We start from the raw sequence: 25826 nt of genomic DNA, 5'->3' as shown, positions 1-25826 counted from the left end.
AGGCGCAACCGGGGGGTGGCGTAAACCGTTGGCCGCGGGTTTCAGCGGCGCCGGCGCCCGGTTCGGCGGGCCCGTTGCAAAAGCGTGGTGTTGTCGGCCTCTTCCAGCTTCAGCTTGCGCCAGCGATCAAGGCGCGCCGCCGGCAGCGTGCCATCGGCCAGTGCCGCCTGAACGGCGCATCCCGGTTCGCCCTGGTGCGCGCAGTCCGAAAACCGGCAGGCGGCGGCCAGATCCGAGATGTCCGAGAACACCGCGTCGATGCCATCGCCCACATCGGCCAGGCGGATCGCGCGCATGCCCGGCGTATCGACCAGCCATGCACCGCCGCGCGCCGCGAACAGGCCGCGCGCCGTGGTCGTGTGGCGGCCTCTGGCATCATCCTCGCGGATTTCGCCGGTTGCAGCATCGCCGCCGGTCATGGCGTTCAGCAGCGTCGTCTTGCCCACCCCGGACGAACCCAGCAGCGCGCCGGTGCGCCCGCGGCCCAGCCAGCCCGCCATCAGGTCGGCCGTGGCCGGGTTCTTGGCATTGACGGCGGCCACGGGCAGGTCTGCGGCCAAGGCGCGGGCGGCGTTCACGAAGTTCGCGGGATCGTCGGTGCGGTCGGCCTTGGTCAGCAGGATCACCGGGTCGATGCCGGATTCCGCGGCCAGCACCAGATAGCGTTCCAGCCGGGCGGGATTGAAATCGTCGTTGCACGAGCTGACGATGAACAACGTGTCGATGTTGGCGGCGATCAGTTGCACGGCGCGCCCGGTGCCCGCGGCGCGACGGCGCAGCACGGACGTGCGCGCAAGCCGGCGCAGGATGCGTCCGGTGTCGGCATGGAGAATGACCCAGTCGCCGACGGCGTAATCGGCGGCGCTCTGCGTGCCGGGCAGGACCAGGGGGCGGGGGCCCGATGGTGTCAGGCCGATGGCATCGTCGCGGCTGACGGCGGACAGGCGCGCGGCGGAGGACGATTCGGACGCCTCGCACTGATCGGCGAAATGGTCTGTCCAGCCCAACTTGGCAAGCGTCACGGCGTCGGGGTTCATGCCGGGCCCCCGCGACCGTTCAGGCGCACGGCGCGGCGGGCCACATCGGTGCCGATCCGGCGCCGGTCAGATCGAGATGTCCCGCTGGGAGCCGGGTGGCGCAATACCTGTCATCCTGTGTCGTTCGATCCGGTTTCAGTGCGCGGCGTCCATAAGCCCGAGACATGTCGCGACCCCATCGCGCCGCGGGGGGCTCAACAGCGGCCTTCTGCCCCGGCCCGGACGACTATTGCCAGAACGCGGCGCAAGTCAATCATGCGCGGAGGCATGATGGTGCGCGCCGGACTTCGGGGCGGAAAAAAAGGCCGCACCGAAGTGCGGCCTGTCCAGTCAGGGAGGAAACGAGGTTGCGCCGCTTGGGGGCGAAACCGTAAATCTAACGTGTGATCGAACGGGCAGGTCGGTGAATGCTTGTCACCCAACCGGGAAATACCCGGGAAGTTCCACGTTCAACTCGATTATTCATAACATTCGGCCGGTCGCAAAACCAGCACAACCACACGATGAGTTGGGCGGGCTGGACCTTGGTGAAGAATTGATGCCAATCTGCCACAGCTGATATTCCTGCCCCGAGGAGTCCATGGAATGACCCACCCGTCCCTGTCGCGAGTCATCGAAACGGCGCGTGGAGAATCGCCCGCCGACCTGGTGTTGCGGGGTGGACGGGTCTTCGATGTCATCACCGGTGATCTGATCGACGGCGACGTGGCGATCACGGGCGATACCATCGTCGGCATCGGCGACCGGTATGACGGGCGCGAGGTTGTGGATGTCGGCGGCGCCATCCTTGTGCCCGGGTTCATCGACACGCATCTGCATATCGAAAGTTCGCTGGTCACTCCGTTCGAGTTCGAACGTTGCGTGGCGCCGTTGGGCGTGACCACGGCGATCTGCGATCCCCATGAGATCGCCAATGTCCTGGGGGTCGACGGGATCCGGTATTTCCTGGACGCGGCGCTGGAAACGGTGATGTCGATCCGGGTCAACCTGTCGTCCTGCGTGCCGTCGTCGCATATGGAAACGGCAGGGGCCGAGATCGGCGCGTCCGACCTTGTGGCGCTGCGCGATCATCCGGCCGTTCTGGGCCTGGCGGAATTCATGAACTATCCCGGCGTCGTGCATCGCGATCCGGCCTGCATGGAGAAGCTTCAGGCGTTCCGGGGTGGCCATATCGATGGCCATGCGCCGATGCTGTCGGGGCGCGACCTGAACGCCTATGTCGCCGCCGGGATCCGGACGGAGCACGAGGCGACGACCGCCGAAGAGGCGTTGGAGAAGTTGCGCAAGGGAATGCGGATCCTGATCCGCGAGGGATCTGTGTCAAAGGATCTGGCGGCGCTGCTGCCGCTGCTGAGCGAGCGCAATTCGCCCTACCTGTGTTTCTGCACCGATGACCGCAATCCGCTGGACATCGGCGAGGAGGGGCATCTGGATCATATGATCCGCACGGCCATCGCCGGGGGTGCGACACCTCTGGCGGCGTACCGCGCGGCGTCGCTGTCGGCGGCCGAGGCGTTCGGGCTGAAGGATCGCGGCCAGATCGCGCCGGGCAAGCGGGCCGATATCGTCGCGGTGCGGTCGCTGGAGGCGTGCGACGCGGAACGGGTGATCTGTGGCGGCACGGTGGTGGGGGACGCGGCGTTCGCGGCCCGCCGTATCGTGGCGCCCATCGGGCGGGCCTCGGTCAAGGCGCCGGCGGTGACGGCAGGGTCGTTCCGCGCGACATCGAACCGGGCGCAGACGGATGTGATCGGGATCCTGCCCGGCAAGATCATCACCGAACATCTGACGGAAGATGTTGCGGTGACGGACGGCGACAAGCGCCCCGATGCGGCGCGCGACCTGGCGCGCATCACGGTGATCGAGCGGCACGGAAAGAACGGCAACATCGCCAACGGTTTCGTGCGCGGCTTCGGGATGCAGGCGGGGGCCATCGCATCGACCGTGTGTCACGACCACCACAACATCGCCGTCGTCGGTGTGGATTACGCGGACATGGCGATGGCCGCGAACCGGCTGGGCGAGATCGAGGGTGGCTTCGTCGTGGTGAAGGATGGCGAGGTTTTGGCCGAGCTGGCCCTGCCTGTGGCGGGACTGATGAGCCTTGAGCCGTTCGAGCGCGTGCGCGCCGACCTGATGGATTTGCGGGCGGCGGCGAAATCGTTGGGTGTGGTTCTGGATGAGCCGTTCCTGCAACTGGCGTTTCTGGCCCTGCCGGTGATCCCGATGCTGAAGATCACGGATCGCGGCATGGTCGACGTCACGCGGTTCGAAATCATCGGCAGGGGGTGATCCGAAGGCCGCGCCCGCGGCGCGATTCCGTATCCCCACCCGCGCCTTCGGCGCAGGCGGGTCCGTGGGTGCGCGCTGGTCCGCTCAGGCATCCGCATCGGGCGAAGCGCCCATGGCACGTGACAGCGCATGGGCCGCGCGCAGGGTTTCCCCCGCCAACGCGGGACTCGCTTCGGTGTCGATCCGGCTGGTGGGACCGGAGACCGAGAGGCCGGCGACGATGTCGCCCATGGCGTTGGTGACCGGCGCGGCGATGCAGCGCATCCCGATGTTCTTTTCCTCGGCGTCGACCGCATAGCCGCGATCGCGGGTCAGGCGCAGGTCGGCGCGCAGGGCATCGGGATCGGTCAATGTGTGGGGAGTGAAGCGTTCCAGCGGCGTTTTTGCGAAATAGCGGTCGAGCCGCGCATCGCCCCAGCGCGAAAGAAGCGCCTTGCCGATGCCGGAAGCGTGCAGGGGCGACAGGCTGCCCGGTGGGAAGAAGGCGCGGATCGTGGCGTGGGTTTCGGCCTGGGACACGAACAGCACCTGATCGCCCCGTTCGACACCGAGGTTCGCCGTTTCGCCCGTGGTCTCCATCAAGGTGCGCAGGATCGGGCGGGCGACGTCGACCAGCGCCGTGCGGCGCAGGAACGCGGCACCGATCAGGAAGGCACCGGCGCCGACGGCCCAGGTTTGATCCGTCTCGTCCAGATCGGCGAGGCCGCGGATCTGGAGCGTCGTGAGGATGCGGTACAGCGTCGCCGGCGATTCGCCCATGTCCTGGGCCAGCGCGGACAGGGTCGCCTTGTCGCGTCCGGCGAGGGTTTCCAGCACCTGGATCGCGCGATCCAGGGATTTGATGACGTTCTGCGGGGTCTTGTCGTCGAAGGCCCTGGGGCGGCCGCGGCGTGCGGGTTGGATGCTCTGGGTCACGGTGCGCGCTTTCTGAAAAAGGAAGCCGGAATATGAAAAACTCAACCACCTGATAACAGGCCGCTTTAGAGATTGTCCAGTTTTTGAAAAAAATTTTCAAAAAAATTGCGAGCCTTTGACGTCTGAGGTATGAAGGGGCCAGTCCAGAGGAGATTGCCATGCGCTTCCAGAACCCCGTCTTCATTCCCGGCCCGACGAACATCCCCGAAGTGCTGCGGGCGGCCTGCAACATTCCGACCGTCGATCACCGGTCGGCCGCGTTCGGCAAGATCCTGCACCCGATGCTGGCCAATGTGCGCACGATCCTGAAAAGCGACAGCGCGTCGATCTTCGTGTTTCCGTCCACCGGCACCGGCGGCTGGGAAACGGCGATCAGCAACACCCTGTCGGCGGGTGACAAGGTTCTGATGGCGCGCAACGGCATGTTCTCGCACAAGTGGATCGACATGTGCCGTCGGTTCGGCCTGGAGGTGCATGTGGTGGAAACGCCCTGGGGGCAGGGCGTGCCGGCCGATGCGTTCGAGACGATCCTGTCGGAAGACAAGGGTCACGAAATCAAGGCGGTGCTGGCCACCCACAACGAAACCGCCACCGGCGTTGTCTCCGACATCGCCGCCGTGCGCCGCGCGATGGACGCGGCGTCGCATCCGGCGCTGTTGCTGGTGGATGGTGTCAGTTCCATCGCGTCGATGGATTTCCGGTTCGACGATTGGGGCGTGGACGTGGCCGTGACCGGATCGCAGAAGGGGTTCATGCTGCCCCCTGGCCTGGCCATCGTCGGCTTTTCCGAAAAGGCGCGCGCCTGTGTTCCGGGGGCGGATCTGCCGCGCTGTTTCTTCGACATCCGCGACATGGAAAAGGGATATGCCGCCAACGGCTATCCCTATACGCCCGCGGTCGGCCTGATCAACGGGTTGAAGGCCAGCACCGATCTGCTGTTGGAAGAAGGGCTCGAGAACGTGTTCGCCCGTCACGCCCGGATCGCCGAAGGCGTGCGCGCCGCGGTTGCGGCCTGGGGTCTGAAGCTGTGTGCACACTCGCCCGATTTGTATTCCAACACCGTCAGCGGCATCATGACGCCCGCGGGCAACGCCGTGGTGCAACGCGCCTCGGACCGCTATGACATGGCGTTCGGCGCCGGTTTGGGCGAGGTCGCGGGCAAGCTGTTTCGCATCGGCCATCTGGGCAGCATGACGGACGCGATGATGCTGTCGGGGCTGGCGACGGCCGAGATGTGCATGGTTGACGTGGGTATCGACATCACGCTTGGATCGGGCGTGGCGGCGGCACAGGCCGTGTATCGCCGCGAAGGAACCGGCCACGCCAAGGCGGCCGCATGATGAAGGACGAGGCAAGCATGATCATTCCGACATTCGACGACGTGATCGCGGCCCATGACCGCATCCGCCCCCATATCCACCGCACGCCGGTGCTGACGTCGTCGTATCTGAACGAGCTGACGGGCGCCGAGCTGTTCTTCAAGTGCGAGAACTTCCAGAAGGCCGGGGCGTTCAAGGTGCGCGGGGCCTCGAACGCGGTGTTCGGCCTGTCCGACGACATGCTGGAGAAGGGCGTGGCGACCCATTCGTCGGGCAATCACGCGCTGTCGCTGTCCTATGCGGCGGGGCGACGGGGCATCCCGTGCCATGTGGTGATGCCGCGCACGGCGCCGCAGGCCAAGAAGGATGCGGTAATCGGATACGGCGGCATCATCACGGAATGCGAACCGTCGACATCCTCGCGCGAGGCGGTGTTCACCGAGGTGCAGGAGCGCACCGGCGCGAACTTTGTCCACCCCTACAACGATCCCCGGGTGATCGCGGGGCAGGCGACCTGTTCCCGCGAGCTGATCGAGCAGACCGAGGGGCTGGACGCCGTGATCGCGCCCATCGGCGGCGGCGGGATGATCTCGGGCACCTGCCTGACGCTGTCCAACGTCGCGCCCGAGGTCAGGATCTATGCCGCCGAGCCGAAGAACGCCGACGACGCCGCACGGTCGTTCCGCGCCGGCAAGATCATTGCTGACGATGCGCCGAACACAGTCGCGGACGGCCTGAAGGTGCCGCTGAAAGAGCTGACCTGGCATTTCGTCGAAAAGCACGTCACCGACATCCAGACCGCCACCGAGCAGGAGATCATCGACGCGATGCTGCTGACCTGGCAGCGCATGAAGATCGTGATCGAGGCAAGCTGTGCCGTGCCGCTGGCGTGCATCCTGAACAACCCCGACGTGTTCCGGGGCAAGCGCGTCGGCGTCGTCATCACCGGTGGCAACGTCGATATGAAAACGCTGCCCTGGATCTGAATTCCCCCGAAGGAGGACCGAGACATGAAAGACATGAACCCCGAGAATTACGAAGTCGGTTATGACATTCCGGCCGCCATCGGCATGGACGAGGCCGATATCCAGACGCCGTGCCTGATCCTGGATCTGGATGCGCTGGAGCGCAACATCGTCAAGATGGGCGATTACGCCAAGGCCCACGGCATGCGTCACCGCAGCCACGGCAAGATGCACAAGTCGGTGGATGTGCAGCGATTGCAGGAAAAGCTGGGCGGATCCGCCGGCGTTTGTTGCCAGAAGGTAAGCGAGGCCGAGGTGTTCGTGCGCGGCGGCATCCAGGATGTCCTGGTCTCCAACCAGGTGCGCGACGCGGCCAAGATCGACCGTCTGGCCCGCCTGCCCAAGAGCGGCGCGAAAATCACCGTCTGCATCGACGACGTGGACAACGTGGCCGACCTGTCGGCGGCGGCGGTCAAGCATGGCACGACCCTGCATTGCTTTGTCGAGATCGACTGTGGCGCTGGACGCTGCGGTGTGACGACGACGCCGGCTGTCGTCGAGATCGCCAAGGCGATCGACGCCGCCGAGGGTCTGAAATTCGACGGCATCCAGGCCTATCAGGGCGCGATGCAGCACATCGACGGCTACGAGGACCGCAAGGCCAAGACCGACGCCGCCATCGCGCAGGTCAAGGAGGCGGTGGATGCCCTTACGGAAATCGGGCTGAAGCCGAACTTCGTGTCGGGCGGCGGCACGGGGTCCTATTACTTCGAGAGCAATTCGGGCGTGTTCAACGAATTGCAGTGCGGATCCTATGCCTTCATGGACGCCGATTACGGCCGGATCCAGGACAAGGACGGCAACCGGATCGACGCCGGCGAATGGGAGAACGCGCTGTTCATCCTGACGTCGGTCATGTCCCACGCCAAGCCCGACAAGGCCATCGTGGATGCCGGTCTGAAGGCGCAGTCGGTGGATAGCGGTCTGCCGTTCATCTATGGCCGGGACGACGTGAAATACGTCAAATGCTCGGACGAACACGGTGTTGTCGCCGACGAAGGCGGCGTGCTGAAGATCAACGAGAAACTGCGCCTGGTGCCGGGCCATTGCGATCCGACCTGCAACGTCCATGACTGGTATGTCGGCGTGCGGGGCGGGAAGGTCGAAACCCTGTGGCCGGTATCGGCGCGCGGCAAGGCGTTCTGAGGTCGTTCCAAAGAGAAGATGAGTATTTGGAGCAAGAAAAAGCCGGGGGCGGGTGGTCTGCCCCCGGAATTGTCATCGACGGGAGAACGACATGTGGGTTGTGCCAGAAGCGGCGATTGCGGATCTGATCACGCCGGAGGCGAGTTTCGAGGCGGTCGAGGCGGTGTTCGCCGCCATGGCGGCGGAGCGCGCCTATAATTTTCCGGTGATCCGCGAGGCCATCGGGCACGGCGACGCCTTGTATGGGTTCAAGTCGGGGTTCGATCGCGAGTCGCTGGCGCTGGGCCTGAAATCCGGGGGCTATTGGCCGGGCAACGAAGCGCGCGGCCTGACCAACCACCAATCCACCGTGATCCTGTTCGACGCCGACACCGGCCGCGTCAAGGCGCTGGTGGGGGGCAACCTTTTGACCGCGCTGCGCACCGCCGCGGCCAGTGCGGTTTCGATCCGCCACCTGGCGCGCAAGGATGCGAAGGTTCTGGGCATGATAGGGGCCGGGCACCAGTCGGCGTTCCAGATGCGCGCCGCCGTGAAGCAGCGCGATTTCGAGCGCGTGATCGGCTGGAACCTGCATCCCGAGATGCTGTCGCGTCTGGCGCAGACGGCCGACGAACTGGGCCTGCCGTTCGAGGCGGTGGATCTGGACCGGCTGGGGGCGGATTCGGATGTGATCGTGTCGATCACCTCGTCCTTCGATCCGATCCTGCTGGACGCGCAGGTGCGGCCGGGCACCCATATCGCCTGCATGGGCACGGACACCAAGGGCAAGCAGGAGGTGGACGCCGCCATCCTGGCCCGCGCCACCGTCTTTACCGACGAGGTCGCGCAGTCGGTCAGCATTGGCGAGGCGCAGCATGCCGTGGCGGCGGGGCTTCTGAGGGCCGAGGACATCGTGCAGATCGGTGCCGTCATCAACGGCGATCATCCGGGTCGCAGCGGCGGTGACGAGATCACGCTGTTCGACGGAACCGGCGTCGGGCTTCAGGATCTGGCGGTCGCGGCGAAGGTTCTGGACCTGGCCATCGAACGAGGTGTGGCACAGGATGTTGCGTTCTGATCGCGGCGTGCACATTGCCGTGGGCACACACCGATAAGTCTTTGACCCCGCAATGCAACCTGTTAGACGCCGCAGATGGAAAAACGGGGAACGTGCGGCGTGCAGGACGCGGATGCTTCGGAGGTCTATCGCGAAGGTGAGTTGATCGCCTGTCCGCAGTGCGATGCACTGTATCGCGTCGTGCCGCTGGCGCACGGCGAGCGCGCGCAATGTGTGCGGTGCGGAACCGTTCTGATCTCGACCCGCAACCGGGCCTTTGTGCGGGTGATCGCGCTGGCCATCACCGTGGTCATCCTGATGATTGCGGCGACGATCTTTCCCTTCCTGTCGGTCAGTGTCGCGGGCCTGACCAACTCCAGCTCGGTTCTGGATGCGGCGCTGGCCTTTGCCGGGGGGCCGATGTTCGGGCTGTCGCTGGCCGTTGCAGCACTGATCGTGGCGATCCCGATCCTGCGCGCGGCCCTCGTGATCTATGTGCTGACACCCATGGCCTTCGGGCGCGCGCCCTGGCCGGGTGCGATCCCCGCCTTCCGGTTTTCCGAAGCGCTGCGCCCTTGGTCGATGGCCGAGATCTTCGTCATCGGGGTCGCCGTTGCGCTGGTCAAGGTGGCCGATCTGGCCCGGATCGGGTTCGGCCCCGCATTCTGGTTCTTTGCGGCGCTGGTTGTGGTGATCGTGCTGAAGGACGGTTACATGAACAGATGGACGGTATGGAAAGCGCTGGATCAACAAGACAGATCGTGACCGCGCGCGACAGCGGCCTTGTGGCCTGCACGCGCTGTTCGCTGGTCTGGCCGGCGGACAAGCAACGCTGTGCGCGCTGCGGCAGCGCGCTGTCGTCGCGCGACATGGCCTCGATGGCGCGGGTCTGGGCATGGCTGGCGATCGGCGTCATCTGCTATATTCCGGCAAACCTGTTCCCGATGCTGATCACCAGCACCCTGTTTTCCAAATCGCAAAGCACCATCGTCGGCGGCGCCATCGACCTGATCCACCACGGCGCGGTCGGCGTCGCGATCATCATCATCGTCGCGTCGGTTCTGATCCCGATCGGCAAGTTCGTGGCCGTGGCCTATCTTGCGCTCAGCCTGAACCATCACGTGAAGATGTCGGCGCACGGACGCCACAAACTGTATGAATATGTCGAATTCATCGGCCGTTGGTCGATGATCGACGTTTTTGTCGTGGCAATTCTGAGTTCGCTTGTGCAACTGAGCAGTGTGGCCGCCATCAATCCCGGTCCGGCCGCCATCACCTTCGCCCTGTCGGTCATCTTCACGATGCTGGCGGCACAAAGTTTCGATCCCCGGTTGATCTGGGACGCCGAAGAGGACAGCCATACATGAGCAACGCCCCCGACCTGTCGGTAACGCCGGCCCGAAAAAGCTGGCGCGAGCGGCTGTCGCTGGTGTGGCTGATGCCCATCGGGGCGCTGATCGTATCGCTGGCAATCTTCTGGCAGAGCTATAACGACCGCGGTCCGCTGATCGAGATCAGCTTCGAGAATGCCTCGGGCATAAAGGCGAACGAGACGGTCCTGCGCTATCGCGACGTCAACGTCGGTGTCGTCGAGAATGTCACCTTCGCCGACCAGCTGGCCAATGTCATCGCGCACGTGCGGCTGGACAAGAGCGTGGCGGGATATGTCGATGCGGACGCGCAGTTCTGGGTGGTGCGCCCCGAGGTCACGGCGCAGGGGGTTTCGGGTCTGGATACCGTGCTGTCGGGATCCTTCATCGAGGGCACGTGGAACAACACCATGGATGGGCCGCAGCGCAAGTTCGAGGGTCTGGCCAAGGCGCCGCTGGTGCGCTCGGGCCAGGAAGGCACCGCGATCACCCTGCGCGCCAGTTCGGTGTCCGGCCTGGGCGAGGGCACGCCGATCCTGTATCGCGGAATCGAGGTGGGCAAGGTCGCCAACCTGCGGCTGTCGGACGATGGCATCTCGGTGCTGGCCGACGGCTTCATCCGGGCGCCGGAAGACCGGTTGCTGACAACGGCCACGCGGTTCTGGGATACCTCGGGCTTCAGCTTTTCGTTCGGCGCGTCGGGCGCGCAGCTGGATGTCTCCAGCCTTGCGTCGCTGGTGGCTGGCGGCGTGGCGTTCGAAACCCTGGTGTCCGGGGGCGAGGCGGTCGAGGACGGCACCCGGTTCCAGCTGTTCCTGGATGAGCAGACGGCGCGCAGCAGCCTGTTCACCGATGGCGCCGAGGGCGTCACGCTGGATCTGTCTGTCGTGTTCGAAGGGGCGGTCAGCGGTTTGACGACGGGCGCCAGCGTGCAGTTCCAGGGCATCAACGTGGGCACGGTCAGCGCCATCACCGGTATCGTCGATCCCGACCGGTTCGGCGACAATGCCGTGCGCCTTCTGGCCACGCTGGAACTTTCGACCAGCAAGCTGGGCCTGCCGGCCGATGCGACCGAGGAAAGCGCGCTGAAGTTCATGCAGGACGCCGTGGCACGCGGATACCGCGCCCAGTTGCAAAGCGCGTCGCTGCTGACCGGCGGTCTGAAGGTTGCGATCCTGATCCCGGACAGCATCGGCCCCCAGCCTTCGGCGCAGATCGATCCGGACGCCGATCCCTACCCGCTGCTGCCGTCGATTCCGTCCGAGATCTCGGATTTCGCGGACACGGCCGAAGGCGTGTTCAACCGGATCAACGAACTGCCCATCGAAGAGCTTCTGGGGTCCGCCGTCAATGTCATGGACAGCGTGAACCGCCTGTTGAACGACGAAAGCCTGACGGCCACCCCGGATGAGGTTCTGGCCCTGCTGGCCGATGTCCGCCGGTTCGTGGGATCGGAGCAGGTGCAATCGCTGCCGGTGCAGGCGTCGGACATGATCGCCAGCCTCGGGCAAAGTGCCGCCGAGTTCGAGGAGATCCTGCGCACGGTGAACGAGGCGGAAACCGTGCAGGCGCTGACCGATGCGCTGAACGCGGCGTCCGAAGCGTCGGAGGCCGTCATCGCCTCGGTCGAGGACGTGCCCGAACTGCTGGCCAGCATCGATGCGGTCGCGCTCAGCGCCGATTCGCTGTTGAAGACGGCCAACGACCTGCCGCTGGACGAGTTGCTGACCCGCGCCAACACGTTGCTGGGCGATGTCGATGCCCTGATCACCGGGCCGGGTGTCCAGAACCTTCCCGACCAGTTGGGACAGGCGGTCAGCGAGGCGCAGGGTGCCATTGCCGACCTGCGCGAAAGTGCGGTGTTCGAACAGGCGTCTGCGACGCTTGCCACGGCCGATGAAGCCATCGACCGGGTGGTGACAGCGCTGGATCCGCTGGTCGCCTCGGCCCGCGATACGCTGGAGCGCGCCAATGGCGCGATCGACGGCCTGCCAGATCTGATCGCGCGGATCGACGCCGTTGCGGCCAGCGCCGACACCCTGCTGGTCAGGGCGAACACGCTGCCGCTGGATGAGGTGATGACCCAGGTGAACGCCCTGATCGTCAGTGCCAACGCGATCCTGAATGACGCCGACACCAAGGCCCTGCCGGGCCAGTTGGGCGCGGCCGTGCAGGAAGCGCAGGGCGCGCTGGCCGACGTGCGGATGTCCGGCGTGATCGCCAACGCCGACCAGGCCATCGTCAGCGTCGACGCCGCGGTCGGCCGGATCACCGATGCGCTGATGCCGGTTCTCGACTCGGCCCGCACCGCCGCCGACAGCCTGAATGCGGCCAGCGCCGATCTGCCCGCGCTGATCGACCGCGCCAACGCGATCGCCACCCAGATTGAGGATCTGGCCAACACCGCGGCCGATCTGCCGCTGGATGAACTTGCGCGCCGGGCCAGCGATCTGGTGGGCAACGCCAACACCCTGATCGCGTCGACCGACAGCCAGGCGGTTCCCGCGGCTCTGAACGGAGCCTTGGCCCAGATCGAGGCCGTGCTGCAGGAAATGCGCGAGGGCGGTCTGATCGAGAACGCCAACGCCACGCTGTCGGCCACCGAACGCGCGGCAAGCGAGATCGCGCGCACCACCGCCGATCTGCCCGCGTTGCTGAGCCGGATGAATCGCCTGCTGGCCGAGGCGGAAACCACCGTCAGCGGCTATCGCGCCGATGGCACCCTGGGCAGCGAGACGAAATCGACCCTGCGTGACATCCGGGACGCCGCGAAATCGGTCAGCTCGCTTGCGCGCGCGATAGAACGCAATCCCAATTCCCTGTTGTTTGGACGCTGATATGAAGCCTTTCGCCGCTGCCGTCGTTGCCCTGACCGCCCTTGCCGCCTGTTCCGCCACCCAGACCCTGCGCTATCCGGTGCCGGCGCTGACGGCGACCGACAAGATCCGCGTCAGTGTCGGATCGCTTGAGGTGCGCGACGTCGGTCTGCCGCTTTATGCAGGGCTCGAAGCGATATCGGTCGAAAGCCCGACCGGCGAACTGCTGTCGAACAGCGATCAGCTTTGGGCCGATGACCCGATCCGTGCGATCACCCAGGGGCTGGCGGTGGCGCTTTCGTCCCTGACCCGCGCCGATGTTGCGGCCGAACCCTGGCCGCTGAGCGAACGGCCCGACGCGCGGCTTGAGGTGCGGTTCACCAAGGCGCTGGCATCCAACGATGGCGTCTTCCGGATGGAGGGGCAGTATTTCGTGTCATCCACAACCGGTCAGCGGCGCGAAGTGGCGCGGACCTTCGCGGTCTCGTCGCCCTATGATGCCGAAGACATGCGGACCATCGGTGATGCGCTGGGCCGTGCCACGCTGGAACTGGCCGAGATCATCGCGCGCGACGGGCTCTAGGGTCGCGGGCGCGGCGTTTTCCCTGCGCATCCCCCCGGTTCGAGGGGGACGCGCGGGTCAATCGTGACGTGACACCATTTATTTCCCGGTGCCGAACGCGGATCGCCCGGAATTTCCGAGGTCCGACCAATTTCCCGGTCTCCGAGGTGATAGCACGTCATGGATGAACGCGCGGTTAACCAGAACGTGCGCCGGTCAGCTTTCCAGCCAGATCGTCACCGGGCCGTCGTTGTTCAACGCCACGTCCATGTCGGCGCCGAACTTTCCGATGGCAACGGTCGTGCCATGATCGCGCAATGCCGCGGCGAAATGCAGATACAGGTGTTCGGCATCTTCGGGCGGTGCGGCGGTGGAAAAGCCGGGGCAATTGCCGCGTGACGTATCGGCGGCCAGCGTGAATTGCGACACCACCAAGGCGGCGCCGCCGGTGTCCTTCAGCGCCAGGTTCATCTTGCCTGCCGCGTCCTTGAAGATCCGCAGTTTCAGCACCTTTTGCGCCAGCGCTTCGGCGTCCGTTTCGATATCGCCCGCCATGGCACAGACAAGGATCAGCAGGCCGGGGCCGATTTGTCCGATCACCTCACCCCCGACGGTCACCGAAGCCTGGCTGACCCTTTGCAGAACCGCGCGCATGGATCAAAGCTCGTCCCGGCGCGGCGGGTTGGCGCCCGCCCGGCTGACGGTGACGGCCGCGGCCCTGACGCCCAGTGACAGCGCATCGCGCACGACAGCGTCGGACAGATCGCGCACCGCATCCTTGGACAGAAGGCCCGCATCGGACAGCGCCGCAAGGATGCCGGCGTTGAAGGTATCGCCCGCGCCCACGGTGTCGGCAACGGTGACGGGTGTTGCCTCGACGAAGACCGCGCCGCTGCGGGTGTATCCGGTCGCGCCCCTCGCGCCTTCGGTGATGCACACCAGGTGGGGGCCGCGTTCCAGCAAGATGCGCGCAAGGTCGCCGATGTCACCATCGCCCATCAGCCAGCGCAGGTCGTCATCGGACAGCTTCACGATGTCCGACACCGCCAGGATCCGGTCGATCCGGGCGCGATAGGCGGCTTCGTCGCGGATGAAACCGGGGCGAATGTTCGGGTCGGACATGATGACCCGCGATGCCGCCTCGCGCAGGGCCAACGCCTCGTAAGTCGCGCCACAGGGATCGACGGCCAGCGAGATGCCACCGAAGAAGACGGCCGTGACACGATCGTCCAGCACCGGAAGATCGGCCTGCGACAACAACCGGCCGGCGGTGTTTTCGTCGTAGAAGGCATAGGTCGCTTGGCCATCGACGAGCTTGACGAAGGCCAGCGTGGTGGGATTGTCGGAGCGGTGCGCAGGCGTGGCATCGACGCCGGATGCGGCCAGCGCATCGACCAGGATTTCCCCGAACATGTCGCGCGACAGGCCCGAAAAGAAGCCGGTCTCGGCCCCCAGCCGGCCCAGCGCAATGGCCGTGTTGAAGACCGCACCGCCCGCGTGGGGCGCGAAAGCCGGTTCGCCGTCGCCCGTGGTCCGGGGCAGCATGTCGATCAGGGCTTCGCCGCAACACAGGATCATCAGAGCTTCCCTTCCATTGAACTCATCCGCGATTGTTAGCGGTAACGCGCGCATTTGCCCAGAGCATGATCACCCGTTGGCCGCATAGATCGCGCCGACAATGGCGGCCACGATCAGCCCGGCAATGACGGCCAGGGTGATCTTGATCGCCGACCAGGGGCGTTCGCCCTGCACCCGTCCGGTCTGGCCGTTGACGACGAAGCGATAGGTCTTGCCGTTGTATTTGTAGGCGGCCAGCCAGACCGGCAGCAGGATGTGCTTGAACGTCACATCGCTGATGGCGGTGTCGATGGCGTGGATCTGTTGGCGGTCGCCGCCGATGTCGAACCGGACGTCGCGTTCGATCATCCGGTCCATGATGCCGCGCGCCTCGTCATAACCATCGGGCAGTTCGACCTGATAGCCTTCGGCCCGGAACCCGGCCAGGAAAGCTGGCGAATAGGGTGTGAGCGCCGACAGATCCCAAGGTTCCAGCGCATCGGTAAACCGTTTGGGCAGGGATTTAGACGCCAGCACCAGCACGTCATCGAAGAACCGCGCCACCCGTCCCGATACCGGGGTCCAGCGCACCTTGGCCACCTGGACGGTTTCGGTCTTGCCGTTGCGGGTCACCCGCTGGGTTTCGTAATAGACCGTGCCGCGCTGGCCGGAATAGCGGCTTTGGGTCTGGGCATCGAAGGTCCAGTAGGGGACGTATATCCCCTGCATCCGCCGCCCCCGGCGCGCATAGGCCTTGAGCCCGTTCGGCGCGAACCACAGCGAGCCCAGCCAGTCGCCCATCGCATGGCGCGCCTTCGGTTCGTCCAGAACGAAGGCCACCAGCCCGCGGGGCTTGATATGGCGATGTGCGCCGGTGTCGGTGACCACGGGCGTGGCACAGAACGGACATTCGGTGGCGTGGACGTCGGGGCTGAATTCGACCTGCGCGCCGCAATTCGGGCATTGCGTGACACGGGTGGTTTCGATCTCGGTTTCGGGCAGCCGCGCTTCGATGGCGGTGCGGAAGTCCAACTCCTTGATCGGGTGCAGCGCGGACGCCGTCGGCTTCAGTGGTTCGCGGTTGCCGCAATGATCGCAGATCAGAATCCCTTCCACCGGATCGAACCGCATGTCCGACCCGCAGTTGTCACAGGGAAAGCGGTGTTCTTCGGGGGGCTCGGTCATCTGCATATCGTCTTGGCTCGTCCCACCTAAAGCGGCGTTATTCGTGACAGAAGGTCAAGGCTGAACCCGGTGTTCCAGGATTGCTTGCGTGCAAGATACTTGCTTTTGTTATGTTCGACGATCCGCGTGGTCATTGTATAGAGGCTGCCGTCTTTACTCCAATAGGCATAGACGCCGGACGCCCGGCTGCCGTCGTCATAGACCGTGGCATAGGGGGCATAGTGGACCGTGCCGAGGGTTGCGTGTTGCAGGGTCTTCGCCGGCTGCCATTCGACGCGCCCGTTGTCGCCGCCCTTGAATCCTTTCTGGAATTCCGCAAGCATCCGGTCGGGTTTTGCAATCGTGTCGCCACAGCCGTAACTCACATCGACCATGTGATTCTTGAACAGCTTGTCGACCTGGCGCTTGTACGATCCCAGCTTTTCCGACGCGCGATACGATACCGTGTGATCGGGAAAGCTGCCGGTTCCGGTCTTGACAGTCTTCGACCAACGATTCTTGTCGACCGGAACGCGGATGCCGCAGGCCGTGAAGTTCTCGTATGCCGGTGCAAAGCTGATGTCCTGGGGGGTATGACCGCCGTAATCGGTCTTGCCGACTTTGTCCTGACACCCCGCCAGGATGAACGACGCGGCGATCACGGCCAGAACGGGATGGTATCTGCGAAAGGTCAGGGTCGGCATCACGTCTCCGGTTCAAGAAGGTATGCGGGATGCCTCAGGCACCGGGTGGGGGCGGTGGCATGACGGTGAACAATTGCGCCAGCTCGCGCACGTCCTCGGCCCGCATCCAGCCGTCCTGACCCTGGGTCCAGACGTGGGTTTGGCGCGTCAGGCTGCCGTCGGTGACCATGCGCCCCATGGCCGCCTTCGAGAATGGCCCCTTGGTCACGCCGCCCTCGGCGATGTGCCAGACATGTTCGACGGGGGGCGGGGGCGGTGGGGGCGGGGCCGCCTGTGGTGCCGCGGCCGGGCGCGCGCCCCAGGGACCGACCTGTGCCATCTGTCCGCCCATCTGTCCGCCCATGGCCATGCCCATGCCGGCCCCCATGCCCGTGGCCATGGCCGAGCCTGCGCCGCTTTCGGCATTACCCAGCGCCTCGGCGGCCTGAAACCTTGTATAGCGGTCGAGATCGCCGACGACGCCCATCGATGTGCGCCGGTCCATCGCCGCCTCGACCGCCGGAGGAAGCGAGATGTTCTCGATATACAACTCGGGGATCGTCAGACCGTAGGCGGTGATCGTCTCGGAAATCCGCTCGGCCACCAGCTTGCCCAGGTCCGACGTGTTGGCCGCCATGTCCAGCACGGGAATGCCGGATTCGGCCAGCACGCGGGAAAACTCCTGCACGATGATGTTGCGGATCTGGAAGCTGATCTCGTCACGGGTGAATTCGCCGTCGGTGCCGACGATTTCCGACAGGAACCGCGCCGGATCGGCCACCTTGACCGTGTAGGTGCCGAAGGCGCGCACGCGGGTCGGGCCGAATTCGGGATCGCGCAGGATGATCGGGTTCTTGGTGCCCCATTTCAGATCTGAAAAACGCGTGGTGTTGACGAAGTAGATCTCGGACTTGAACGGGCTTTGAAACCCGTGATCCCAGTGTTGCAACGTCGTCATGATCGGCATGTTGTTGGTTTCGAGCATATACAGCCCGGGCGTGAACACGTCGGCCAACTGACCCTCGTGCACGAACACCGCCGCCTGCCCCTCGCGCACGGTCAGCTTGGCGCCATACTTGATCTCGTGGCCGTGACGTTCGAACCGCCACACCATCGTGTCACGGGTGTCGTCGGTCCAGTGGATGACGTCGATGAACTGACCTGACAGAAAATCGAATATGGCCATGGCTCGGGTTCCTTCGGTGTTAGCTTTCGCCGCCCAGCAGTTCGGCGGCGATGGTTTGCGCGACGGGGCGCGCTTCGTCGGCGGTCATGCCGACGCGCATGCGTTTGTCGTACAGCATCTTCAGCAGCATTTCATCGTGCGTCGTCAGCAGGGCGAATTCCTCGTCGTCGTTGAAGATCGACGGACGGGCCGAGGGGCTGTCGTTGGCAAGGCCCATGCCCTGGGCGATTTCCTCGTGGATGCAGGACAGGCGCAACAGGTCGGGGTGTTCGGCGCGGATCACAGCGACCGCGTGGGTGTATGCACTGTTGTTGCCGCCATCCAGCGCGAAGACCAGGCAGTATGAGTTCTTCGGCAGCTGCGTGACCGCGCGCACGGCAAGCTCGTCGAGGCCGGGCACCAGTTGGCGCAGGCGCGGGCCGAGGGCGCGGCGTTCGTCCTCGTTCACGATGAAGACGTTGAAATTGCCGCCCTGGCTGACCTGCCGGATCGGCAGGCCGGTCAGGCGCGACAGGCGGTTCGCGTACGAGATCAGCGCGTTGCGATCACGCGTCTTGATCCGCGGCGAAACGGTTTCGCCGAACTCCAGCTGCATGGTGATCGGCCGTTCCCAACGGTGCAACCGCGTTGCGGTCGGACGGGCCACCAGACTGCCGCCGACGGTGGAATATTCCTCGAACAAGGCGACGCGCACGAAATTCTCGACCAGTTGGCGGGGGCCGAAGGGGGTGTCGGGGCCGCCGCCATCGGTGCGCAGCAGCCCCTGCGCCACCAGCCCGTCCTGCACCCGGCGATAGTAGGCCTGAAGTGCTTGGCTGTCGGCCGACTCGACGCTGGGCGGCGGCGGCGTTTCGGTGCGGGGGGCGGGGCGCGTCGGGCGCTCGGGCGGGCGCGGCACCGGCTCGACAGCGGTGGGGCCCTCGCAGCCGGCAAGAACTGCGAAGGCGATCAATGCGGCAGCGGTGATCCGCCCCTTGAACATGTTTTACCCCGTAACGGATGTGGCAGCGGTGTCGCCGGTCTTGTCGCCGCGTGCCTTGGCGGACGCCAGAGTCGATTTCAACTCGGCTTCCATCTGTTGCAGGTCCGCTTCGGCGGCAGCGCGTTTCGCCTTGCCTTCGTCGGCGATCTGCAACGATTCCTGGATCGTTGCGATCAGGTCGGCATTGGCGGCCTTCACGGCTTCGATATCGAACACGCCCCGTTCCATTTCGGTGCGTACGATCCGGTTGCTGTCGCGCAGGTTCTTGGCGTTGGCGGTCAACAGGTCGTTGGTCAGGTCGTTGGCGCCGCGCACCGCTTCGGCGGCTTCGCGCGAGCGCTGGATCGTCACCGCCTGGGCCAGTTGCGTTTCCCACAGCGGTACGGTGTTCACGAGGGTCGAGTTGATCTTGGTGACCAGGCTCTTGTCGTTTTCCTGGACCAGCCGGATCGAGGGCAGGGATTGCATCGTCACCTGGCGGGTCAGTTTCAGATCATGCACCCGGCGTTCCAGATCGTCGCGCGCGGCGCGGACGTCGCGCAGTTCCTGCGCCTCCATCACGCCGTCCTGTTCCTTGGCGGCGGCGACTTCGGCCTCTTTCGCGGGGATCGTATCGGCATCCAGGCGGCGCAGCTTTTCTTCGCCCGCGGCGATATACAGCGCCAGTTCGTCATAGAACGCCAGCGTCTTGTCATACAGCATGTCGAGCGACTTGATGTCCTTCAACAGCGTGTGTTCATGGGTCAGAAGCTGGCCGGTGATGCGGTCGATCTGTTCCTGGACATCCTCGAACCGGGCGACGAATTTCGCCATCGGCGCGCTGCGGCCCAGCAGCTTTTCCCACCACGACCGGTCGCGGCGCACATCCAGTTCGCTGATCGAGAAGCCCTTGATCGTCGACACCATGTCGCGCAGCGAATCGCCCGCGGGGCCGACGTCCTTGTTGCGCACGTCGGCCAGCATGGCCTGGCTGATCGTCTGCAATTCGGCCTGGGCGGCCGATCCGAAGGCGACGATGGATCCGGTATCGGTGACGTCGATTTCGCCGATGCGGCGTTCGATCTCGGCGGCGATCGGGGCATCAGCCTGATCGAACGGCACGATTTCGGCGCGGGGTTCGGGCAGGATCACGGCTGCGGTTTCCTGCACGGCCGTTTCCGATGCGGCGGCCTTGTCGCGAATCGTCTCTGACATGGTGTTGGTCCTCGGGTTCTAAACGGTCTATTCGGTTTCGGTGGTGCGCACGCCTTCGCGTGCCAGCCTGTCGCGCAGCACTTCGATCTCGATCTCGAGGCCGGCGCGGTCCTCGATCAGCAGTTTCTGCGACCGCTCGGCAAAGCCCTGTTCGAGGTCCTGCAAGAGGGCAAAGTAATCCTGTCGCGCCTTGGCATCGCGCGATCGGGTATAGATGTCGGCGAACTTGATCGTCGCATCGCGCGCGCCCATCAGATAGACGCCCAGGAACTTGCGCGCCGAGGTCAGATCGCGGGGGTCTTCCTCGACGATGCGGCACATCTTGCGCGCCGCGGTCTGGAACCGCTCGACCCGGGCCACCGCCTCGCGGTCCTGGGCGCGCATCACGGCGTCGCGCATTTCGGTCAGATAGGCTTCGGCCTCGTCCACCACGCGGGCGACGCGGTCGGCCTGGAACGAATCGACGCCCTCGGCCCCCTTGTCGCGCATCGGATCGGCGCCGAAAGCCATGAAATGCAGACCGGCGCCCAGAACGGCAAAGATCACGGGCGCCACGAAATCGCCGCTGCCGGCACCGGCAACGGCCAGGCCAAGCCCGGTCAGCGCCGCGCCGAACAGCTTGCGGGGGATCGCCGGGCGTTTGGCGACCTTGCGTGCGTCATAGGCTTCCTGGGCCAGCACCCCTTCGCGGGTCAGCCAGGCGGCCAGCATGAGCATCCCGAAGGCGACCAGGTTCAGCGCCAGGCCGACGGGTTCCTTGACGAAGGCAAGCGGCAGCAGGGGCAGGGGCGCGATGAACAGCGCGTTGACCCGGCCGCCGGCCGCCGTGCGCCGCTTGCCGGCCCATGCCTCGTTCGGGGGCGGCGCGTGTTCGCCCGGGCTGAACTTGCCGCCAAACCGTTGTGCCATCTCAGGCGGTCCCCCAGATCGCGACATAGAAAATCAACGCGCAAAGCAGCACGAAAGAGAGTCTCTGCATCGTGCTGTTCCCCGTTTCCCCCGATACCATACGATTCCGCCCGTCGCGCAGCGCGCCCTGAATTGCATTGATGACAGCGAAAGCCGCAAGCGCCAACGCCGCAAGCACAACCGCCATGATTAAAAACCGTGCCACGCGTCAAATCACCCCAAAGCCATGGAAACAATCGTAGTCCAAGCATCCCTCGCTGCCCAGAGCGGACGGCGTTCATCGTCAGAGATAGAAACCCGAGGCGATCATTGAAACGACCGAAGGTGAAAAACCTTGGTTTCGGTGACGTTTCAGGCGCGTGGGCCGCGCCGGAGGGGCTGTCGGGTGCGTCGCGGTTTGGGCTTGAGCGGTTCTTCGCCTTCGCCCAGTTGATCGCGCAACACCCGCGCCTTTACCTCTTCGACCGCGCCCGGCTTCAGATCGTTCAGGCGGAACGGGCCATAGCTGATGCGGATCAGGCGGCTGACCTGAAGGCCGATCGATTCCATCGCGCGGCGCACTTCGCGGTTGCGCCCCTCGCGGATGCCGACGGTCAACCAGGCATTCGCCCCCTGCTGCCGGTCCAGCACGACCTCCATCGGCTGGAACTTTTCGCCCTCGATCAGGGCGCCCCGGCGCAGTGGCGCGAAATCGCCATCCTTCGGCGCGCCCTTGATCCGGACCCGGTATTTCCGCAGCCAGCCGGTCGACGGCAGTTCCAGGCGCCGCTTGAGCCCGCCGTCATTGGTCAGCAGAAGCAAACCTTCGGAATTGATGTCGAGCCGGCCGACCGACATGACGCGGGGCAGGTCTTCGGGCAGGTTGGCAAAGACGGTCGGGCGGTCCTTTTCGTCGCGTTCCGTGGTCACCAACCCCAGGGGCTTGTGATACAGCCACAGGCGCGCGGCTTCGGCCGCGGCCAACGGCGCGTTGTCGACGGTGATGCGGTCGGTTTCGGTCACGTTCAGCGCGGGACTCGAGATCGACTTGCCGTTGACGGTGACCCGCCCGGCTTCGATCATGCGTTCTGCTTCACGGCGGCTGGCGACACCTGCGCGGGCCAGGACCTTGGCGATGCGTTCGCCGGGAGGGGATGGATCAGTCATGCGTCTGGTTACGCCGGATACGCCTTGCGCGAAAGGGGCAAGGAACGTGTCGGCGGCGGGCGGTGCAAGACCGCTCGATTCCCGCGCCGCCCCGCTGTAGGAGGACACATCCAACGAAGGACCGCAGGATGACCGAAATCGTCGCCACCGTCACACCATCGCCCTTTCGCCGCATCTTCGGCGCCGGCATCGTCGGCCTTCTGGGCGCCATCCTGATCTGGATCGGGCTGGCCACCGCGCCCTCGACCGGGTGGCGCTTTGTCATGTTGGCGTCCGGCGCGGCAATCATCTGGTGCGCCATCCGCCTGTGGCAGGCGACGGCCCATCGAATCGAACTGACCTCTGACGAGCTGCGCGACACGTCGGGCCGGTTGCGGGTGCAGATCGGCGACATGGCATCGATCGACCGCGGTACCTTTGCGTTCAAGCCATCAAACGGTTTCGTGGTGGTGATGAAAGCGGCACAGCCCCGGGGCTGGGCGCCGGGGCTGTGGTGGCGGGTCGGACGGCGGATCGGCATCGGCGGCGTCACCTCCAGCACCGAGGCCAAGTTCATGGCCGAACAGCTGGCCCTGCGGATCGCCGCGCGCATCGGCTGATCCCTGCGGATCAGATGCTGCCGCCGCCGCCGTTGTTGTCGTCGTGATCCTCGTCATTGACGTAATCGCCGGGGTTTCCGTCGGACCACTGAAGCTGCGGCACGAACCGGGGCGAAGTTACGACGCGGTTTCGGAATTGCGTGGTCGGGATGCCAACGTTGAATGGCGGTTCATAGGTCATCCACGTATCCACGATGATCGCGCTGTCGGCGTTGGCCAGGGTCGGGATCGTGTCGGCCATCGCCCCGAGATCGGATTGCCGGATCGCGCTGGGCCCGTCGCCCCGCGCCTGCGACCAGACCAGCTTGTGTGACTTGCTGGGTTCGTCCCAATAGACGACAGTCACGCGCAGGGCGGTGTCGTGGCTGTCGTTGGTCAGGAATTCATAGAATTTCCCTGCGCCGGTGATGAACTTGCCATCGACCGGGTTCCACTGTCGCGTCAGCAGGTCGCTGATCGTATAGGTGGCACGCAGGTTGAGCGCCTGGATGCGATAGCTGTCCACGAAGGTATAGGTGGCCAGCATCCCCCAGAGCAGAAGCGGAACGATCATCGCCGTCTCGATGGAATAGCTGCCGTCCGTGTCCTTGCGGAAGCGGCGCAGCATGCGACGGATTTGGCTGAATGTCATCATTTCGGCTCATTCACGAAAAGGGTTGTCGCAATCATCCGGTATCCACCATCGCTGGCCTGCGGCAGGATCTTGCCAAGGCCGATGGCCGGAAACAGCGGATCGTGCACGATGCAGAAGCGCAGAAGCATCGTTTCGTTGTTGGCCCCCGCCTTGTAGCTGATGACCGGGTTGGCCGTGCGCTTGCGGGTCACGCATTCCGGGGTGCCCTGGGCGTAGTTGAACTTGCGTGCATCGACCGGCGCCATTTCCAGGTTCATGTTGTTCATGCAGTCGGGGATCAGCAGCGCCTCGTCGCAGACCGCCTGCATCAGGACTTCGGGGTTGCGAAAGTCGGGATTTCCGATCCGCAACTGGCGTACCGCGATGTCCATCGACCGCTCCAGCATGGCCTGGCGCAACTGGATCACGCCCATTTCGGCGGACATCAGGAAGATCGAGATCATGATCGGAAACATCAGGGCGAATTCGATCGATGCGACGCCGGAGGTATCGGACCGGAATTTCGCCAGGCCGAGTTTGAGCTTGTTCATCATCATCATTGCACCAGCCTCAGTTGGTTGATCGTGCTCGCGATGGCCGAGAAGGCATAGACGATGTCGCTGCCATCCACGTCGAAATAGTGGTTCGGGGACGAGGCACATTCCCTGAGCAGGATCGCATCGTCGTCGTCGATCTCGAACGCGACGCTGAACACCAGGATGCCCTGATCCTTGGCCGCGGCACAGATCTGGCGCATCCGGTTGTCCTTGGTCTGGGCCGAGACGGTCGAATAGGGCGCGTAATACCAGTCATAGTAGGTGTTGGCGTTGTTGTACTGACGATACCAGTTGTAATAGGCGTTATAGCCGATCGACATGTTGGCCCAGAGTTCCTGATAGCTCAGCCTGTTCGAGTCGCTGTCTCCGCCGTCGCGGCTGTTGCTCCAGGCGTCATAGCGGGGCAGATACCAATCCTCCCACCAGGTGCTGTCGCGATCCTGATTGCGGTATTCCTGGGCGTTCACGCTATAGCGCCAGGTGCCGTTGCTGTATTGGCGGCCCCAGACATCGCTGTCGCCCTGGTTGTAGGCATCGTTCAGCGTGTATTGGGTCGTGTTCTCGCCGTCGGTCATGACGACCAGCACCTTCATGCTGTTGGGGCGGTTGTAATCATAGGGACGGCCGTCGAAGACGTCGTCGATCCTGTCGTTCTCGATCATTTCGTCGGCGATGTCGCGGAACGACGGATCCAGAAGCGCCGCACCCCACTTCAGCCCGATATCGATTGACGTATTGCCGCCCGGTGACAGCGCATTGATCTGCGATTTCAGAAGCGACTTGTTCTCGGTGATCGTCGTGGCCTGGGCGCCGCTGTCGGTGCGGCAGACAAGGCTGGACGGCGGGCTGGTGCGCGAGAACGGGTCGAAGTGGCCTGTCTGACGGCGCCATGCGGTGGGAACGGCCGTGTTGTCGAAATCCTGTGATTCCAGATCGACACAGTTCGAATACGGGTTCCGCATCCAAAGGTTCATTTCATCCAGAACGTCCGGCCCCATGTTCACCTGGGTGGAATAGGGCACGATGGAAAGCGACACTTCGCCACCCGAAGATATGCTGCGCTCGTCCGACAGGACCGTGTCGATGAAATGGTTGGCCGCGTCCTGCATGTTGGCCATGCGTCCGTAGCTGCCCATGGAGCCGGAGATATCCAGCACAAGCGAGATCTCGATGTCGCTGATGTCTTCGCGGGCGGTGCCCGACGACATGGCCGACAACGACGATACGCCGAGGGCGTTGATGAACAAGGTGTTCACATCGATCGACGATGTTGCGGTGACCGTGCGCGAATTGATGTTCTCGCTGACCGAGACGGTGTTCAGCTGCTCGCCCAGGCCCGCCTTGGAGAAGTGATCGCGCACCACCGATTCGGGGTCCAGCCTCTGGTCCAGGTCGGCGGCGGCCAGAACCGCGGTATCCACCGTGTTCTGCAACTTCAGCCGCTCGAACTCGTTCCGCATGACATCGACCGAAATGCCGCCGATCAGCAGGATCGCCATGAACAGATACAGGCCGAAGATGATCATCGAGCCGCTTTCGTCGTCACTGAACGACAAGCAGCGCCTTCTCTGACCTGTCTTGTCGACGCTGATCGGGAAAGCGCCACTCCCGTTCGTTCTGGTCATTCGTCAAACCCCTTGTTTCACGGCGGTCCCCGTAGAACCTCGATAGTTTTCTAGGCTCTCGGTGTGCTCTCAATGGGGCGAAATCGGGACATT

General features: G+C 64.6%; 25 protein-coding genes. 10 read left to right on the top strand and 15 right to left on the bottom strand.

The annotated features are described in order from the left end of the window. Nucleotides 1–41: 41 nt before the first annotated feature. Nucleotides 42–1037: a ribosome small subunit-dependent GTPase A gene (gene rsgA, locus CFP68_RS11320; RefSeq protein ID WP_099827030.1), complete on the bottom strand. Its 996-nt coding sequence runs from the start codon at nt 1035–1037 to the stop codon at nt 42–44. A 585-nt stretch (nt 1038–1622) separates the two neighbouring features. On the opposite strand from rsgA, the gene ade reads away from it, so the two are divergent. Next, nucleotides 1623–3329, top strand: coding sequence for an adenine deaminase (gene ade, locus CFP68_RS11315; protein WP_099827029.1), 1707 nt, complete (start codon nt 1623–1625; stop codon nt 3327–3329). An 84-nt stretch (nt 3330–3413) separates the two neighbouring features. On the opposite strand, the gene bhcR is transcribed toward ade, so the two are convergent. Then, nucleotides 3414–4244 carry an HTH-type transcriptional regulator BhcR gene (gene bhcR / locus CFP68_RS11310; RefSeq protein WP_099827128.1) on the bottom strand — a complete coding sequence of 277 codons (831 nt, stop codon included), beginning with the start codon at nt 4242–4244 and terminating at the stop codon, nt 3414–3416. Between the two features lie 158 nt (nt 4245–4402). Here bhcR and bhcA point away from each other — a divergent pair, with 158 nt between their 5' ends. The 8 genes from bhcA to CFP68_RS11270 all read left to right on the top strand — a co-directional run bounded on the left by bhcA (nt 4403) and on the right by CFP68_RS11270 (nt 13539). Beyond that, nucleotides 4403–5584: an L-aspartate--glyoxylate aminotransferase BhcA gene (gene bhcA / locus CFP68_RS11305; protein WP_099827028.1), complete on the top strand. Its 1182-nt coding sequence runs from the start codon at nt 4403–4405 to the stop codon at nt 5582–5584. Further along, nucleotides 5584–6549: a beta-hydroxyaspartate dehydratase BhcB gene (bhcB, locus tag CFP68_RS11300; RefSeq protein ID WP_099827127.1), complete on the top strand. Its 966-nt coding sequence runs from the start codon at nt 5584–5586 to the stop codon at nt 6547–6549. Before bhcA ends, bhcB begins: the two co-directional genes overlap by 1 nt. Nucleotides 6550–6573: 24 nt before the next feature. Then, on the top strand, nt 6574–7734 hold the full coding sequence (gene bhcC / locus CFP68_RS11295) for a 3-hydroxy-D-aspartate aldolase BhcC (RefSeq protein WP_099827027.1): 1161 nt from the start codon (nt 6574–6576) through the stop codon (nt 7732–7734). Between the two features lie 91 nt (nt 7735–7825). After that, entirely contained in the window at nt 7826–8791 is a 966-nt protein-coding gene (bhcD, locus tag CFP68_RS11290) for an iminosuccinate reductase BhcD (protein WP_099827026.1), read from the top strand. 99 nt (nt 8792–8890) lie between these two features. Next, a complete protein-coding gene (locus tag CFP68_RS11285) occupies nt 8891–9535 on the top strand; it encodes a paraquat-inducible protein A (protein WP_241524051.1) in 645 nt (214 codons plus the stop codon). After that, entirely contained in the window at nt 9502–10137 is a 636-nt protein-coding gene (locus tag CFP68_RS11280) for a paraquat-inducible protein A (protein ID WP_099827024.1), read from the top strand. Before CFP68_RS11285 ends, CFP68_RS11280 begins: the two co-directional genes overlap by 34 nt. Continuing rightward, a complete protein-coding gene (locus CFP68_RS11275; protein WP_099827023.1) occupies nt 10134–12977 on the top strand; it encodes an MlaD family protein in 2844 nt (947 codons plus the stop codon). Before CFP68_RS11280 ends, CFP68_RS11275 begins: the two co-directional genes overlap by 4 nt. Before the next feature lies 1 nt (nt 12978). Beyond that, nucleotides 12979–13539: a PqiC family protein gene (locus CFP68_RS11270; RefSeq protein ID WP_099827022.1), complete on the top strand. Its 561-nt coding sequence runs from the start codon at nt 12979–12981 to the stop codon at nt 13537–13539. Nucleotides 13540–13734: 195 nt separating this feature from the next. Here the strand turns inward: CFP68_RS11270 and dtd are convergent, their stop codons facing one another. The 10 genes from dtd to CFP68_RS11220 form a co-directional block, all read right to left on the bottom strand. Then, entirely contained in the window at nt 13735–14172 is a 438-nt protein-coding gene (dtd, locus tag CFP68_RS11265; RefSeq protein WP_099827021.1) for a D-aminoacyl-tRNA deacylase, read from the bottom strand. Between the two features lie 3 nt (nt 14173–14175). Further along, entirely contained in the window at nt 14176–15096 is a 921-nt protein-coding gene (locus CFP68_RS11260) for a carbohydrate kinase family protein (RefSeq protein WP_099827020.1), read from the bottom strand. A gap of 69 nt (nt 15097–15165) precedes the next feature. Further along, complete coding sequence (locus tag CFP68_RS11255; RefSeq protein ID WP_099827126.1) at nt 15166–16260, bottom strand: TFIIB-type zinc finger domain-containing protein; 1095 nt, start codon at nt 16258–16260, stop codon at nt 15166–15168. A gap of 26 nt (nt 16261–16286) precedes the next feature. After that, nucleotides 16287–16943 (bottom strand): hypothetical protein, encoded by a 657-nt coding sequence (locus CFP68_RS11250; protein ID WP_099827019.1) that lies wholly within the window; start codon nt 16941–16943, stop codon nt 16287–16289. A 34-nt stretch (nt 16944–16977) separates the two neighbouring features. Further along, nucleotides 16978–18108 (bottom strand): SPFH domain-containing protein, encoded by a 1131-nt coding sequence (locus CFP68_RS11245; RefSeq protein ID WP_099827018.1) that lies wholly within the window; start codon nt 18106–18108, stop codon nt 16978–16980. 19 nt (nt 18109–18127) lie between these two features. Further along, a complete protein-coding gene (locus tag CFP68_RS11240; RefSeq protein ID WP_099827017.1) occupies nt 18128–19090 on the bottom strand; it encodes a DUF2927 domain-containing protein in 963 nt (320 codons plus the stop codon). A gap of 3 nt (nt 19091–19093) precedes the next feature. Then, nucleotides 19094–20284: a toxic anion resistance protein gene (locus CFP68_RS11235; protein ID WP_099827016.1), complete on the bottom strand. Its 1191-nt coding sequence runs from the start codon at nt 20282–20284 to the stop codon at nt 19094–19096. A gap of 27 nt (nt 20285–20311) precedes the next feature. Then, nucleotides 20312–21193: a 5-bromo-4-chloroindolyl phosphate hydrolysis family protein gene (locus tag CFP68_RS11230; RefSeq protein WP_099827015.1), complete on the bottom strand. Its 882-nt coding sequence runs from the start codon at nt 21191–21193 to the stop codon at nt 20312–20314. A gap of 1 nt (nt 21194) precedes the next feature. Continuing rightward, nucleotides 21195–21380: a hypothetical protein gene (locus CFP68_RS11225; protein WP_099827014.1), complete on the bottom strand. Its 186-nt coding sequence runs from the start codon at nt 21378–21380 to the stop codon at nt 21195–21197. 164 nt (nt 21381–21544) lie between these two features. Continuing rightward, nucleotides 21545–22339, bottom strand: coding sequence for a pseudouridine synthase (locus CFP68_RS11220; protein WP_099827013.1), 795 nt, complete (start codon nt 22337–22339; stop codon nt 21545–21547). A 128-nt stretch (nt 22340–22467) separates the two neighbouring features. On the opposite strand from CFP68_RS11220, the gene CFP68_RS11215 reads away from it, so the two are divergent. Next, on the top strand, nt 22468–22938 hold the full coding sequence (locus CFP68_RS11215) for a hypothetical protein (protein WP_099827012.1): 471 nt from the start codon (nt 22468–22470) through the stop codon (nt 22936–22938). A gap of 10 nt (nt 22939–22948) precedes the next feature. Here the strand turns inward: CFP68_RS11215 and CFP68_RS11210 are convergent, their stop codons facing one another. Genes CFP68_RS11210 through CFP68_RS11200 form a run of 3 tightly spaced genes read right to left on the bottom strand, consistent with a single transcriptional unit; the run spans nt 22949 to nt 25664 of the window. After that, a complete protein-coding gene (locus CFP68_RS11210; RefSeq protein WP_145953434.1) occupies nt 22949–23569 on the bottom strand; it encodes a TadE/TadG family type IV pilus assembly protein in 621 nt (206 codons plus the stop codon). Beyond that, nucleotides 23569–24102, bottom strand: a complete 534-nt coding sequence (locus CFP68_RS11205) for a TadE/TadG family type IV pilus assembly protein (RefSeq protein WP_145953433.1) — start codon at nt 24100–24102, stop codon at nt 23569–23571. Before CFP68_RS11205 ends, CFP68_RS11210 begins: the two co-directional genes overlap by 1 nt. 5 nt (nt 24103–24107) lie before the next feature. Beyond that, nucleotides 24108–25664 (bottom strand): TadE/TadG family type IV pilus assembly protein, encoded by a 1557-nt coding sequence (locus CFP68_RS11200; protein ID WP_158234160.1) that lies wholly within the window; start codon nt 25662–25664, stop codon nt 24108–24110. Nucleotides 25665–25826 lie beyond the last annotated feature (162 nt).

Source organism: Oceaniglobus indicus (genome assembly GCF_002751875.1).
Taxonomy (GTDB): domain Bacteria; phylum Pseudomonadota; class Alphaproteobacteria; order Rhodobacterales; family Rhodobacteraceae; genus Oceaniglobus; species Oceaniglobus indicus.
This window is presented reverse-complemented; position numbering and strand designations above follow the sequence as displayed.

What these genes read in the sequence shown, in the direction of transcription:
- CFP68_RS11210 (WP_145953434.1), bottom strand. Translation starts at nt 23,569, where the DNA reads ATGACATTCAGCCAAATCCGTCGCATGCTGCGCCGCTTCCGCAAGGAC.
- CFP68_RS11255 (WP_099827126.1), bottom strand. Translation starts at nt 16,260, where the DNA reads ATGACCGAGCCCCCCGAAGAACACCGCTTTCCCTGTGACAACTGCGGG.
- CFP68_RS11280 (WP_099827024.1), top strand. Translation starts at nt 9,502, where the DNA reads ATGGAAAGCGCTGGATCAACAAGACAGATCGTGACCGCGCGCGACAGC.
- bhcD (WP_099827026.1), top strand. Translation starts at nt 7,826, where the DNA reads ATGTGGGTTGTGCCAGAAGCGGCGATTGCGGATCTGATCACGCCGGAG.
- CFP68_RS11250 (WP_099827019.1), bottom strand. Translation starts at nt 16,943, where the DNA reads ATGCCGACCCTGACCTTTCGCAGATACCATCCCGTTCTGGCCGTGATC.
- bhcA (WP_099827028.1), top strand. Translation starts at nt 4,403, where the DNA reads ATGCGCTTCCAGAACCCCGTCTTCATTCCCGGCCCGACGAACATCCCC.
- CFP68_RS11225 (WP_099827014.1), bottom strand. Translation starts at nt 21,380, where the DNA reads ATGGCGGTTGTGCTTGCGGCGTTGGCGCTTGCGGCTTTCGCTGTCATC.
- ade (WP_099827029.1), top strand. Translation starts at nt 1,623, where the DNA reads ATGACCCACCCGTCCCTGTCGCGAGTCATCGAAACGGCGCGTGGAGAA.
- rsgA (WP_099827030.1), bottom strand. Translation starts at nt 1,037, where the DNA reads ATGAACCCCGACGCCGTGACGCTTGCCAAGTTGGGCTGGACAGACCAT.
- bhcC (WP_099827027.1), top strand. Translation starts at nt 6,574, where the DNA reads ATGAAAGACATGAACCCCGAGAATTACGAAGTCGGTTATGACATTCCG.
- CFP68_RS11245 (WP_099827018.1), bottom strand. Translation starts at nt 18,108, where the DNA reads ATGGCCATATTCGATTTTCTGTCAGGTCAGTTCATCGACGTCATCCAC.
- CFP68_RS11240 (WP_099827017.1), bottom strand. Translation starts at nt 19,090, where the DNA reads ATGTTCAAGGGGCGGATCACCGCTGCCGCATTGATCGCCTTCGCAGTT.
- bhcB (WP_099827127.1), top strand. Translation starts at nt 5,584, where the DNA reads ATGAAGGACGAGGCAAGCATGATCATTCCGACATTCGACGACGTGATC.
- CFP68_RS11235 (WP_099827016.1), bottom strand. Translation starts at nt 20,284, where the DNA reads ATGTCAGAGACGATTCGCGACAAGGCCGCCGCATCGGAAACGGCCGTG.
- CFP68_RS11215 (WP_099827012.1), top strand. Translation starts at nt 22,468, where the DNA reads ATGACCGAAATCGTCGCCACCGTCACACCATCGCCCTTTCGCCGCATC.
- CFP68_RS11220 (WP_099827013.1), bottom strand. Translation starts at nt 22,339, where the DNA reads ATGACTGATCCATCCCCTCCCGGCGAACGCATCGCCAAGGTCCTGGCC.
- CFP68_RS11230 (WP_099827015.1), bottom strand. Translation starts at nt 21,193, where the DNA reads ATGGCACAACGGTTTGGCGGCAAGTTCAGCCCGGGCGAACACGCGCCG.
- CFP68_RS11205 (WP_145953433.1), bottom strand. Translation starts at nt 24,102, where the DNA reads ATGAACAAGCTCAAACTCGGCCTGGCGAAATTCCGGTCCGATACCTCC.
- CFP68_RS11270 (WP_099827022.1), top strand. Translation starts at nt 12,979, where the DNA reads ATGAAGCCTTTCGCCGCTGCCGTCGTTGCCCTGACCGCCCTTGCCGCC.
- CFP68_RS11260 (WP_099827020.1), bottom strand. Translation starts at nt 15,096, where the DNA reads ATGATCCTGTGTTGCGGCGAAGCCCTGATCGACATGCTGCCCCGGACC.
- dtd (WP_099827021.1), bottom strand. Translation starts at nt 14,172, where the DNA reads ATGCGCGCGGTTCTGCAAAGGGTCAGCCAGGCTTCGGTGACCGTCGGG.
- CFP68_RS11275 (WP_099827023.1), top strand. Translation starts at nt 10,134, where the DNA reads ATGAGCAACGCCCCCGACCTGTCGGTAACGCCGGCCCGAAAAAGCTGG.